The sequence below is a fragment of the Enterobacter chengduensis genome, from assembly GCF_001984825.2.
GTDB lineage: Bacteria > Pseudomonadota > Gammaproteobacteria > Enterobacterales > Enterobacteriaceae > Enterobacter > Enterobacter chengduensis.
Window position 1 is genome coordinate 3,694,625 of the sequence record NZ_CP043318.1, and the last position, 13,302, is coordinate 3,707,926.

Below are 13,302 nucleotides of genomic sequence, written 5' to 3' on the forward strand. Positions count from 1 at the left end.
AATGAAAAGTAAAACAATTCTCAATATGGACTGTCGTAACGGGAAACACGATACGATATAACACCAGGACCCCTTTTTTTAGTATTCAGGCCGCATGAGCACATTCAAACCATTAAAAGCACTCACATCGCGTCGTCAGGTTCTCAAAGCGGGGCTGGCGGCCTTAACGTTAACGGGTATCGCAAAGCAGGCTCAGGCGAAAGACGAGAGCACGCTCAAAACCAGTAACGGACACAGCAAACCGAAAACCAAAAAGCCGGGCGCGAAGCGTCTGGTGATGCTCGACCCGGGCCACGGCGGGATTGACACCGGCGCCATCGGCAAAAACGGGTCAAAAGAAAAACACGTCGTGCTGGCGATTGCAAAAAACGTGCGGGCAATTTTACGCAGCAACGGCATTGACGCCCGCCTGACGCGCTCTGGCGACACCTTTATTCCGCTGTATGACCGCGTAGAGATTGCCCACCAGCACGGGGCGGATCTGTTTATGTCGATTCACGCCGACGGCTTTACCAACCCGTCAGCCGCGGGCGCGTCGGTGTTTGCCCTGTCTAACCGCGGGGCCAGTAGCGCCATGGCAAAATACCTCTCCGAGCGTGAGAACCGGGCGGATGAAGTGGCCGGGAAGAAGGCCACGGACAAAGACCACCTGCTACAGCAGGTGCTGTTCGACCTCGTGCAGACGGATACCATCAAAAACAGCCTGACGCTCGGCTCGCACATTCTGAAGAAGATAAAGCCTGTGCATCGTCTGCACAGTAAAGGCACCGAGCAGGCGGCATTTGTGGTGCTGAAGTCACCTTCAATTCCGTCCGTACTTGTGGAAACATCCTTTATTACCAACCCGGAAGAAGAGCGACTGCTCGGCACCACGGCGTTTCGCCAGAAGATCGCCAACGCCATCGCCTCCGGCATTATCAGTTACTTCAACTGGTTCGATAACCAAAAAGCGCACGCCAGGAAACGTTGATGAAACCCGATGCTCAACTGGTCAAAACCTTCCTGCTGCAGCTGCAGGATGAAATTTGCCAGAAACTGGCCGCCGCAGACGGCGGCGAATTTCAGGAAGATACCTGGCAGCGCGAGGCCGGCGGCGGCGGACGCAGCCGCGTGCTGCGAAACGGCGGCATCTTTGAACAGGCGGGCGTGAATTTTTCCCACGTTCACGGTGATGCCATGCCCGCGTCTGCGACGGCGCACCGTCCGGAGCTGGCGGGCCGCAGCTTCGAAGCGATGGGCGTCTCGCTGGTGGTGCATCCGCACAACCCGTTTGTGCCGACCAGCCACGCCAACGTGCGCTTTTTCATTGCGGAAAAACCGGGGGCCGATCCGGTCTGGTGGTTCGGCGGCGGGTTCGACTTAACGCCCTACTACGGCTTCGAAGAGGATGCCGTACACTGGCACACCACCGCGCGGGAGATTTGCCAGCCGTTTGGCGAAGACGTCTACCCGAAATTTAAAACGTGGTGCGACGACTACTTTTACCTGAAGCACCGCGACGAGCAGCGCGGCATCGGCGGGCTGTTCTTTGACGATCTCAACGCGCCTGATTTTGATACCGCGTTCAGCTTTATGCGCGCGGTGGGCGAAGGCTATACCGACGCGTATCTGCCCATCGTCGAACGCCGGAAAAACACCGACTACGGCGTGCGCGAGCGCGAGTTCCAGCTTTACCGCCGCGGGCGCTACGTGGAGTTCAACCTGGTGTGGGATCGCGGGACGCTGTTCGGCCTGCAGACCGGCGGGCGCACGGAGTCGATTCTGATGTCGATGCCGCCGCTGGTGCGCTGGGAGTACTGCTACGAGCCAAAAGAAGGCAGCCCGGAGGCTGCCTTGAGTGAGTTTCTGAAAGTACGGGACTGGGTGTAACTCCCCTCACCCCGGCCCTCTCCCAAAGGGAGAGGGAGTATTAATCCCCTCTCCCTTTGGGAGAGGGTTAGGGTGAGGGTAAAAATTACAGCGGCTGCGTCTGCGCCTCTACCACCGCCAGCGCCACCATATTCACGATGCGGCGCACGGAGGCAATCGGCGTTAACACATGCACCGGTTTCGCCACGCCCATCAGCACCGGCCCCACGGTCACCCCTTCTGAGCTGGAGACGCGCAGCAGGTTATAGCTGATACGCGCCGCTTCCACGTTCGGCATAATCAGAATGTTCGCTGACCCCTTCAGCGGGCTGTCCGGCATACGTTCGTTACGGATGCTCTCGACCAGCGCGGCATCGCCGTGCATTTCCCCGTCAATCATCAGCTCCGGCGCACGCTCGCGCACCAGCTCAAGCGTCTGGCGCATTTTGCAGGCCGCCGCGGATTTAGACGAACCAAAGTTGGAGTGCGACAGCAGCGCCACCTTCGGCTCAATCCCAAAGCGGCGCACGGTTTCTGCCGCCATCACGGTGATCTCCGCCAGCTCGTCCGGGGAGGGATCGTCGTTAACGTAGGTATCGGCGATAAAGGTGTTGCCGCTTGGCAGCAGCAGGGCGTTCATCGCCCCGGCGGTGTGCACGCCGTCGCGATAGCCGAAGATCTCCTGCACCACGCTGAAGTGCTCGTGATAATCGCCGATAGTGCCGCAGATCAGCGCATCCGCCTCGCCGCGATGCACCATGATCGCGCCGATCACCGTGGTGTTGCTGATGACCGCTTTCTGCGCCTGCTCCTGGGTGATCCCCCGACGCTTCATGATCGCGTAGTATTCGCTCCAGTACTCCTTGAAGCGCGGATCGGATTCGTTGTTGACGATCTCGAAGTCAACGCCCGGCTTGATCTGCAGGCCCAGCTTCTGGATACGCATCTCGATCACGCTCGGACGACCAATCAGGATCGGCTTCGCCAGGCCTAAGGTGATCAGCTCCTGGGTAGCGTGCAGCACGCGCGCCTCTTCCCCTTCCGCCAGCACCACGCGCTTCGCGTCGGCGCGCGCCTGGGAGAAGATCGGCTTCATGAACAGGTTGGTTTTGTAGACGAACTCGGTGAGCTTATCGACGTAGGCGTCAAAATCCTGAATCGGACGCGTCGCCACGCCGGAGTCCATCGCCGCTTTGGCTACCGCTGGCGCGATCTTCACGATCAGACGCGGGTCGAACGGTTTTGGAATGATGTAGTCCGGGCCAAAGCTCAGATCCTGATCGCCGTAGGCGGAGGCAACCACTTCGCTCTGCTCGGCGTGCGCCAGCTCCGCGATGGCGTGCACGGCGGCAAGCTTCATCTCTTCGTTGATTGCCGTGGCGCCGACGTCCAGCGCGCCGCGGAAGATGAACGGGAAGCAGAGCACGTTGTTGACCTGGTTCGGGTAGTCGGAACGGCCGGTACAGATAATGGCGTCTTCACGCACCGCTTTCGCCAGCGGCGGCAGGATTTCAGGTTCCGGGTTCGCCAGGGCCAGGATCATCGGCGCGCGCGCCATCTTCTTCACCATCTCCTGGGTCAGCACTTTCGGACCCGAGCAGCCGAGGAAGATATCCGCACCCTCGATCACGTCCTCAAGCGTGCGCTTGCCGTCATCTTCCACCGCATACGCCGCTTTGGTTTCCGCCATGTTCGGCTCGCGGTCTTTATAGATAACGCCCTTAGAGTCGCAGACCACAATGTTGTGTTTCTGCATCCCCAGCGCCACCAGCAGGTTCATACAGGCGATAGCCGCGGCGCCTGCGCCAGAAACCACCATGCGCACGTCGGAGAGATTTTTCTCCACCACGCGCAGGCCGTTCAGAATCGCAGCGGTGCTGATAATCGCGGTCCCGTGCTGGTCGTCATGGAACACGGGAATGTTCATACGCTCGCGCAGCTTCTGCTCGATATAGAAACATTCCGGCGCTTTGATATCTTCCAGGTTGATCCCGCCGAAGGTCGGCTCCAGCGCGGCCACCACGTTGATGAATTTGTCAGGATCGAGTTCGTCCACCTCGATGTCAAACACGTCGATACCGGCGAATTTCTTGAACAGTACCCCCTTCCCTTCCATCACCGGCTTACCGGCCAGCGCGCCGATGTTGCCCAGCCCCAGCACCGCCGTGCCGTTAGAGATCACCGCAACAAGGTTGCCGCGCGCGGTGTATTTGTAGGCCGCCAGCGGATCTTTTTCGATTTCCAGACACGGGGCCGCCACGCCCGGCGAGTAGGCCAGCGCCAGGTCGCGCTGGGTGGCCAGCGGCTTGGTTGGGGAAACCTGGATTTTGCCCGGAACGGGGAACTCGTGAAAATCGAGGGCACTCTGTTTCAACTGCTCATCCATCTTATTTTTCCTTTCACGTATCGGTCAAAAGGGTGACGTAAGCGATCCTGATGCACACCCTGGTGTGCCGCCTAGTATCGCCGCAGGCCGCCTCCTAAACTTTGAAGGCTGCCAAACTCTCACCATCACACATTAAAAATTGTTATCAATTTATAACAGCCATGTTACCCGTCTCAAAAGCAATGCCTCCCCCGTCTGCTATGCTTTTTTGTTAAGTCCATCATGATTTTCCCAGAAGTGTGAACTAACGCACTCAGATAACGCCTTTATTTCCAAGGAGTAATCATTTATGAACCAGCTAGACGGCATCAAACAATTCACCACCGTGGTGGCAGACAGCGGCGATATCGAGTCGATTCGTCACTATCAGCCGGAGGATGCGACCACTAACCCTTCGCTGCTGCTCAAGGCAGCAGGGCTTGACCATTTTAGCCATCTGATTGATGACGCCATTGCCTACGGTAAACAGCGCGGGAAAACGCAGGAGCAGCAGGTGGCCGAAGCCAGCGACAAGCTGGCGGTTAATTTTGGTGCGGAAATTCTTAAAAGCATTCCGGGACGCGTCTCGACCGAAGTCGACGCCCGCCTCTCGTTCGATAAAGAAAAGAGCATTAACAAGGCGCGTCGTCTGGTAGAGCTCTACCAGGATCAGGGGATCGATAAATCACGCATTCTGATCAAACTCGCGTCGACGTGGGAAGGCATTCGGGCGGCAGAGGTGCTGGAGAAAGAGGGGATCCACTGCAACCTGACGCTGCTGTTCTCGTTTGCCCAAGCGCGCGCCTGCGCCGAAGCGGGCGTGTTTCTCGTCTCGCCGTTTGTCGGGCGCATCTACGACTGGTACCAGGCAAAACAGCCGATGGATCCGTACGTGGTGGAGGAAGATCCGGGCGTGAAGTCGGTCCGCAATATCTACGATTACTACAAGCAGCACCGCTACGAAACCATCGTGATGGGAGCCAGCTTCCGCCGTACCGAGCAGATCCTCGCCCTGGCAGGCTGCGACCGCCTGACCATCTCCCCTAACCTGCTTCAGGCGTTACAGGACAAAGAAGAGACGGTGATCCGCAAGCTGGTGCCGACCTCCAACGTGCTGCCAAAACCGAAAGCCATGACCGAAGCCGAGTTCCGCTGGGAGCACAATCAGGACGCGATGGCCGTGGATAAACTGGCGGAAGGCATCCGCCTGTTCGCCGTCGACCAGCGAAAACTTGAAGACCTTCTCGCCGCCAAACTTTAACCTTGCCACGGAGTGAACTATGTCCCGTAAAGAGCTAGCCAATGCCATTCGCGCCCTCAGCATGGATGCCGTGCAGAAAGCCAATTCCGGCCACCCCGGCGCGCCGATGGGCATGGCGGATATTGCCGAAGTGCTGTGGAACGACTTTCTCAAGCACAACCCCAATGACCCAACCTGGTACGATCGCGACCGCTTTATTCTCTCCAACGGTCACGCCTCCATGCTGCTCTACAGCCTGCTGCACCTGTCCGGCTACGACCTGCCGCTTGAGGAGCTGAAAAACTTCCGCCAGCTGCACTCCAAAACGCCGGGCCACCCGGAAATTGGCTATACGCCGGGCGTAGAAACCACCACCGGGCCGCTGGGTCAGGGGCTCGCCAATGCGGTCGGGCTGGCGATAGCTGAGCGCACGCTGGCGGCGCAGTTTAACCAGCCGGACCACGAGATTGTCGATCACTACACCTACGTGTTTATGGGTGACGGCTGTCTGATGGAGGGGATCTCCCACGAGGTTTGCTCTCTGGCGGGAACGCTGGGGCTGGGCAAGCTGATTGGCTTCTACGATCGCAACGGCATCTCCATCGACGGGGAGACCGAAGGCTGGTTTACCGACGACACGGCAAAACGCTTCGAGGCCTACCACTGGCACGTGGTGCACGAGATCGACGGCCACGATCCGGAGGCGGTGAAAAAAGCGATTCAGGAAGCGCAGAGCGTGAAGGACAAACCGTCCCTGATTATCTGCCGCACGGTTATCGGCTTCGGCTCGCCGAACAAGGCGGGCAAAGAGGAGGCGCACGGCGCGGCGCTGGGTGACGAAGAAGTGGCGCTGACCCGGCAGAAGCTGGGATGGAAATACCCGCCGTTTGAGATCCCGAAAGAGATCTACAGGGCCTGGGATGCCCGCGAAGACGGTGAGAAAGCCCAGCACGCCTGGAACGAGAAGTTTGCCGCCTACAAAAAAGCGCACCCGGATCTCGCCGCCGAGTTTTCCCGCCGCATGAGCGGCGGGCTGCCGGAAGACTGGGACGATAAAACCCAGGCGCTGATTGAAAACCTGCAGTCCAACCCGGCGAAAATCGCCACCCGTAAGGCGTCGCAAAATACTCTGAACGCCATCGGCCCTATCCTGCCCGAACTGCTCGGCGGCTCGGCGGACCTGGCGCCCAGTAACCTGACCATCTGGTCCGGCTCGAAATCGCTCAAAGAGGACATTGCCGGGAACTACATCCACTACGGCGTGCGCGAGTTCGGGATGACCGCCATCGCCAACGGCATCGCCCACCACGGCGGCTTCGTGCCCTACACCGCCACCTTCCTGATGTTCGTTGAGTACGCCCGTAACGCGGCGCGCATGGCGGCGCTGATGAAGGCCCGGCAGATCATGGTCTACACCCACGACTCTATCGGGCTGGGGGAAGATGGTCCAACGCACCAGGCGGTGGAACAGCTGGCGAGCCTGCGCTTGACGCCAAACTTCAGCACCTGGCGTCCGTGCGATCAGGTCGAAGCGGCGGTGGGCTGGAAGCTGGCGGTGGAACGCCACAATGGCCCGACGGCGCTGATCCTGTCACGCCAGAACCTGGCGCAGATTGAGCGCACGCCGGAGCAGGTGAAAAACATCGCCCGCGGCGGCTACATCCTGAAGGACAGCGGCGGCAAGCCGGACGTGATCCTGATTGCGACCGGGTCCGAGGTGGAAATCACGGTGAAAGCGGCGGAGAAACTGACCGCCGAAGGCCACGCGGTGCGCGTGGTGTCCCTGCCCTCAACGGATATTTTTGACGCCCAGGACGAGGCGTACCGCGAATCGGTCCTGCCGTCCAGCGTCGCGGCGCGCGTGGCGGTGGAAGCCGGTATCGCCGACTACTGGTACAAATATGTGGGTCTGAAAGGGGCGATTGTGGGCATGCGGGGCTACGGTGAGTCCGCCCCGGCCGACAAGCTGTTCCCGTACTTCGGCTTTACCGTTGAGAACGTGGTTGAGAAGGCGCTGAGCGTGCTGTAGCGCGGCCTGCGTGCCCGGTGGCGCTGCGCTTACCGGGCCTACAAGGTCCGAAACGTAGGCCGGGTAAGACGCAGCCGCCACCCGGCAAAAAGCTACCGCGTGATCCAAAGCGTAGGCCAGGCATCTGGCCCGTTCCAGCTGTCGCAGCTCGGCTCCTCGGCATAACGCACCAGGCGGAAGCGCTGGCCATCAAAACGCCAGCGCGTCTGGATCCCGCAATCGCCGATACCACGCCCCAGCGCGAGCGTGGTCAGCTCGCGCGTCTTTTCATCGAAGCTGGCATTCATCAACTCCATTTCGCTCTCGCCGCTTGACGGCGTAAACGGCAGCCGCAGCCTGACGCTGCGCGCGGTGAACGGTTTTTTACGGGATACCAGCCACGCCAGATCGACCGTGTTATAGGCCCCGGCCTCGCAGCTTACGATCAGCAGCGCCTTGTCATCGGTTAACGCGGTGACGCGTACCTCCCGGCGGTTAGGATCCAGCGAGCACTGGCTGCTGTTCATCCGCCCGGTACCGTAGTCCAGCAGGTCGTTCAGTTCGGCGTGGGAAAGCGGCGTTGGGGTAGGGTTTACGACCGCCACCTTTTTCAGGGCGGGTGCAGGCGGAACGCTTAACGGCGGATCGTCCCCTTTCCTGATCCACGCGGTTTCGCTGCCGACGCGCTTTTGCTGGGCATCAATAAACAGCAGCGCGGCCTTAAGCCCGCTCAGTGAAATCACCTGCTTGCCGCCGCGCAGGGTCAGGGCCTTCCCTTCCTGAATATTTTTCAGAAAGGCGGTGATGGTGGCCGCATCGTCCGTTTTCAGATGCCAGGGCGTGAGCTGCCAGCGCTGTTTGTCCAACTTCAGAGGAACGTTATCCAGCAGCAGCCGGGGGGCAGTCTCCGGCTCTTTGACCGAGGGCGTATCAAGACCGCCGAGATCGATACGCAGCGTGGCATCCGTTTTCGCCCCGGCGCTGCGGGTGAGCGTCATAACCAGACCTCGGTGCTCGCCGGTGTTGCGGGCAAGGCAAAAGTTCTGGTTATTGCAGGTCACCTGCCAGTCAGAGAAGGCTTGCTGGGCCGGTGCAGCCCGTACCTGAGGCGCGAGGAACACCCAAAGCAGGGAAAATAAAAAGACGCTGTAGCGCATGAATGACACAATCCCGGAACGAAAACGCATAACTGGGCAGTATCTTCGTGTTCCCGCCGGGGTTGCTCAATCGGATTTATCAGATATACCCGAAAAACAGGCTATATCCGTTCGAAAGTGGCATCCATCAGCCCGGTCGTCTGTAAATACTGCAGTAATATCACCGCTTTACCGTCCCTGATTTCACCTGAACGCACCATCTCCAGCGCGCGGGTAAAGGGGAGCTCCAGCACTTCGATATCTTCATCCTCTACGCCACCGCCCCGGTGAGTGCGCTGCGCGTCGCTGTATTCCGCAATGAAGAAATGCACAATTTCCGTCACGCCGCCCGGAGACATAAACAGCTCGAAGACCTTTTTGACCTCGCCCACTTCGAAGCCGGTTTCTTCCACGGCCTCTTTGCGGATGCAGACTTCCGGCTCATCGTCATCGAGCAGGCCCGCGCAGGTTTCAATCAGACGTCCGTCAGGATTGCCGTTAACCCATGTCGCCACCCTGAACTGGCGGATCAGCACCACGCTCTGCTTTTCACGGTTATAGAGCAGAATCGTTGCCCCGTTACCGCGATCGTAGACCTCGCGCCTGTGGCGGATCACTTCACCGTTATTACGCGTAAGATCGTAGGTGATGTTACGCAGGACAAAGTAGTTTTCAGAAAGAATTTTGTCTTTGATAACGTCAATTTTCAGGGTCATACGGGCTCCACGACACAATGAGTCGCTCTATACTACGCCGTGAATCCCGCTTTGTCGCCCGCCGGTTTAATGATGTTTCGCTGCGTTAACCCCCAGCCAGTCGAGTATGCCTTGCGCCGCATGACGCCCTTCCGCCATCGCGGTCACCACCAGATCCGCCCCGCGTACCGCATCGCCGCCGGCGAAGATTTTAGGGTTGGTCGTCTGGTAACGGTAGCGGCTCTCGACCGAAGCAACGATCCGCCCCCGGTCATCCGTTTCGACACCCTGCGCCTGCAGCCACGGCATTGCGTGCGGGTTAAAACCAAACGCCATGATGACCGCATCCGCCGCCATCACAAACTCGCTCCCCGCGACGGGAACGGGCCGACGCCGCCCCTGCGCATCCGGCTCGCCGAGCTCGGTGCGCAGCATCCGGATACCGTTGGCCTTTCCGTTCGGATCCCGCGTCACCTCAACCGGCTGGACGTTAAATTCAAACGCCGCGCCCTCTTCTCTGGCGTTCTTCACCTCTTTCTTCGAGCCCGGCATGTTGGCCTCGTCCCGACGATAGGCGCAGGTCACCTTCGCCGCGCCGTGGCGTAACGCGGTGCGAACGCAGTCCATCGCGGTATCGCCCCCGCCGAGCACCACCACGTTTAAGCCACGGGTGTCGATGAACGGTTCGCTGGCCGTCTCCTCCAGCCCCATCACATGCCGCGTGTTGCCGACCAGGAAAGGCAGCGCGTCATAGACCCCGGGCGCGTCTTCATATGGGATACCCGCCTTCATCGAGCGGTAGGTTCCCACGCCGATGAACAGGGCATCGTAATCGTGCGTTAACTGCGACATCGACACGTCCTGGCCCACCTCGCAGTTCAGCTCGAAGCGGATTCCCATCCCGGTAAATATCTCCCTGCGCCGCGCGAGCAGCGATTTATCCAGCTTGAATGCCGGGATGCCAAAGGTCAGCAATCCGCCAATTTCCGGATGCCGGTCATAGACCGTCACGCTCACGCCGCTGCGCACCAGCACGTCGGCGCACGCCAGCCCGGCCGGCCCCGCGCCGACGATCGCGACGCGTTTCTCTGTCGGCGTAACGGCGGACATATCCGGCCGCCAGCCCGTCGCCAGGGCCCGATCGGCGATATAGCGCTCGATGTTGCCGATGGTTACAGATCCCGCCACATCACGTATTGTGCAGGCGCCCTCGCATAATCGGTCCTGCGGACAGACGCGGCCGGTAATTTCAGGTAAACAGTTGGTCTGGTGTGAAAGCGCAACCGCGCCGGTGATATCCCCCGCGTTGAGGCGCGCAATCCACTGCGGGATGTGGTTGTGCAGCGGGCAGGTCCATTCGCAGATGCTGTGCTCTCCGCATTTCAGGCAGCGCGACGCCTCGCGGGCGGCCTGCTCGTCCCGGAACGGCAGGTAGATTTCGTTAAAATGGCCCACGCGCTCTGCGGCAGGGCGTTTGTCGGGCTCGCCGCGTGGCGGCGTCGCCTGCATCCGCTGCCGTTTGCTGCGGGACGCGTCTTCTCTGACGGCCTCCGCATGCCAGGGCTGCGCCTCCCGGCTGGCCGCGCGCTGTCGGCGCGATTTGGCCAGATTATCAAGGGCAGCGGGCGTCGCCAGTGAGAGGACATCTGCCGGGCAATTTTCAATACAGGCCGGGCCCTGTGCCCGCATCAGACAGAGATCGCATTTATTCGCCGAGGCCTTCACGCCGCCGTTGTCGAGCGGGGTGACGATAATCTCCAGCGTGCCGAACGGGCAGGCCACCGCGCAGGCCTTACAGCCAATGCATTTTTGTTGATTCACCTGTACGCTGTCATCGCATTTGCTGATGGCGCCGTTCGGGCAGCTTTGCGCGCAGGGGGCATTTTCGCAGTGGTGACAGGTGACGGGGCTGCGCTTCTCGCCGGCACTCAGGACCGTGATACGGGGGTGAAAATGGCGCTCGCTCAGGACGTGCTGCCCATCGTTGTGCGCCATTACGCAGGCCACTTCGCAGGCGCGACACCCAATGCACTGCTGGCTATTAGCCATAATAAAACGATTCATAACCACACCTGTTTTTGGTTCAATAACCTTTTTCTTTATAAGAGTATGGTATTTACGCATCACTGCGCGATCGGGCAATGTTCAACCGCCCGGAACGCCCAATTATTTCCAGTGAACCTGTGGCAGATCAATTTTATTCAGAGAGCCGTTCTGTGACCGTTAAACGCCCCGTTTCCGGAAGCCTTGCCTGGGCTTTCTTTTCGATTATTGCCTTATCCGTGCTGACCAGCACCGTCGCGCTGCTGACGCTTGCCAGCAGCCAGCGTGACGCCGAAGCCATTAATATCGCGGGTTCGCTGCGTATGCAGAGCTATCGTCTGGGCTACGAGATGCAGCGCAACAGCCCTTCCCTTGCCGCGCATCGCGAGAGCTGGCAACAGACGCTCGGCGCGCCTGCCCTGCAGAAGCTGGACCGCTGGTACGTCCCGGACAATGTTAAGGCGCGCTACCAGCAGCTGCACGTGGCCTGGCAGGAGATGGATACGCGCATCGCCCGCGGCGACAGCGCGTGGTATGACGATCACATTGAAGATTTTGTCAGCCGCATCGACGCCTTTGTGCTCGCCCTGCAGCACTACACCGAACATAAAATCCAGACGGTGACCCTCCTCTCTCTGGCGGGCGCGCTCGGGATCCTGCTGCTGACGCTGTTTACCCTGCGACGCATCCGTCGTCAGGTGGTGCTCCCGCTGAATAACCTGGTAGCGGCCAGCGAGCGCATTGAGCGAGGAGATTTTGCCACCCCTGCGCCGGATAGCGCCCTGCCGAACGAGCTGGGCCAGCTTTCGCGCGCCTTCAACCACATGTCCGCCGAGCTGGCGACGCTTTACCGTTCGCTCGAAGCCTCGGTCGCGGAAAAGACGCGCCATTTGCATGAGGCCCACCAGCAGCTCGACATGCTGTTCAAATGCTCTCAGGCGCTGAATACCGGCCAGATAGACAGCCACTGCTTCCGGCATATCCTGCAGATTGTCCATGACTATACGCAGATGAGTTATCTGGAATTGCGCACCAGCGACGACTGGCGAGTGTGTGAAGGGACTGCGTCGGACCACATCCCGCTGCAAAACCTGCCGGTACTGATGCAGGACACGCTCTACGGCGAGCTGCGCTGGCAGAGCGAGGCGGACAGCGTCCCCCTCCCGCTGATGCGAAGCGTGGCGACCATGCTCGGGCGCGGGCTGTACTTTAACCAGGCGCAAAAGCATTACCAGCAGCTGCTCTTAATGGAAGAGCGCGCCACCATCGCCCGCGAGCTGCACGATTCGCTGGCGCAGGTGCTGTCGTATTTGCGCATCCAGCTTGCCCTGCTCAAGCGCGCCGTGCCGGAGGAAAATAGTCCGGCGCAGACCATCATCGCCGACTTCTCCCGCGAGCTGAACAATGCCTGGCAGCAGCTGCGCGAGCTGCTCACCACCTTCCGCCTGACGCTAAACCACGCGAACCTACCCGCGGCGCTGCAGGAATCCCTCGACGTGCTGCAGAGCCAGACGCAGGCTAAGCTTCATCTCGACTGCCGCCTCTCCTCCCTGGCGCTCGATGCGCAAAAGCAGGTGCATTTGCTGCAGATCGTACGTGAGGGCGTGTTGAACGCCATTAAGCACGCGCAGGCCAGCGAGATCACCGTCAGCTGCGTCACCGCAGCGGACGGTACGCACAGCGTCAGCATTCGCGACAACGGCATCGGGATTGGCGAGGCCAGCGAACCGCCGGGCCACTACGGGCTTAATATTATGCGCGAACGCGCGCAACGCCTTGGAGGAATGCTGTACTTTTCGCAGCCGCAAAACGGCGGCACCCTGGTCAGCGTGACGTTCCCGGTGCCTGCGCCGTTAACGGGTAAATAACGGTAAAGGGGCATGCGCAGGGAAAAGCGCATGATAATTTACATTATCTCCTTTATTTCTCCACGTTTGACCTGGGCCTTAACGCTAAAGTTAGGCGGG

9 protein-coding genes are annotated in these 13,302 nt (G+C 60.0%); 5 read left to right on the forward strand and 4 right to left on the reverse strand.

From position 1 onward, the window contains the following. Positions 1 to 94 precede the first annotated feature (94 nt). Positions 95 to 970: an N-acetylmuramoyl-L-alanine amidase AmiA gene (gene amiA / locus FY206_RS17885; protein WP_032643507.1), complete on the forward strand. Its 876-nt coding sequence runs from the start codon at positions 95 to 97 to the stop codon at positions 968 to 970. Continuing rightward, positions 970 to 1,869: an oxygen-dependent coproporphyrinogen oxidase gene (gene hemF, locus FY206_RS17890; protein ID WP_032643509.1), complete on the forward strand. Its 900-nt coding sequence runs from the start codon at positions 970 to 972 to the stop codon at positions 1,867 to 1,869. The genes amiA and hemF overlap by 1 nt, the downstream gene beginning before the upstream one ends. Positions 1,870 to 1,954: 85 nt before the next feature. Here hemF and maeB read toward each other — a convergent pair whose 3' ends face one another. Further along, on the reverse strand, positions 1,955 to 4,234 hold the full coding sequence (gene maeB / locus FY206_RS17895; protein WP_032643511.1) for an NADP-dependent oxaloacetate-decarboxylating malate dehydrogenase: 2,280 nt from the start codon (positions 4,232 to 4,234) through the stop codon (positions 1,955 to 1,957). A gap of 289 nt (positions 4,235 to 4,523) precedes the next feature. On the opposite strand from maeB, the gene tal reads away from it, so the two are divergent. Together tal and tkt are read left to right on the forward strand one after the other, a co-directional pair. After that, a complete protein-coding gene (gene tal / locus FY206_RS17900) occupies positions 4,524 to 5,474 on the forward strand; it encodes a transaldolase (protein ID WP_032643513.1) in 951 nt (316 codons plus the stop codon). 19 nt (positions 5,475 to 5,493) lie between these two features. Next, positions 5,494 to 7,482, forward strand: a complete 1,989-nt coding sequence (gene tkt / locus FY206_RS17905; protein WP_032643515.1) for a transketolase — start codon at positions 5,494 to 5,496, stop codon at positions 7,480 to 7,482. Positions 7,483 to 7,574: 92 nt separating this feature from the next. Here tkt and FY206_RS17910 read toward each other — a convergent pair whose 3' ends face one another. The 3 genes from FY206_RS17910 to aegA form a co-directional block, all read right to left on the reverse strand. Further along, the gene (locus FY206_RS17910) at positions 7,575 to 8,618 is read right to left on the reverse strand and encodes a DUF1176 domain-containing protein (RefSeq protein WP_032643708.1); all 1,044 of its coding nucleotides are present in this window, start codon (positions 8,616 to 8,618) and stop codon (positions 7,575 to 7,577) included. Positions 8,619 to 8,719: 101 nt separating this feature from the next. Continuing rightward, complete coding sequence (gene nudK / locus FY206_RS17915; RefSeq protein WP_032643517.1) at positions 8,720 to 9,313, reverse strand: GDP-mannose pyrophosphatase NudK; 594 nt, start codon at positions 9,311 to 9,313, stop codon at positions 8,720 to 8,722. Positions 9,314 to 9,379: 66 nt separating this feature from the next. Beyond that, positions 9,380 to 11,356, reverse strand: coding sequence for a formate-dependent uric acid utilization protein AegA (gene aegA, locus FY206_RS17920; RefSeq protein ID WP_032643519.1), 1,977 nt, complete (start codon positions 11,354 to 11,356; stop codon positions 9,380 to 9,382). Between the two features lie 152 nt (positions 11,357 to 11,508). Between aegA and narQ the strand changes: the two genes are divergently transcribed. After that, positions 11,509 to 13,203, forward strand: coding sequence for a nitrate/nitrite two-component system sensor histidine kinase NarQ (gene narQ / locus FY206_RS17925; RefSeq protein WP_032643710.1), 1,695 nt, complete (start codon positions 11,509 to 11,511; stop codon positions 13,201 to 13,203). Positions 13,204 to 13,302 lie beyond the last annotated feature (99 nt).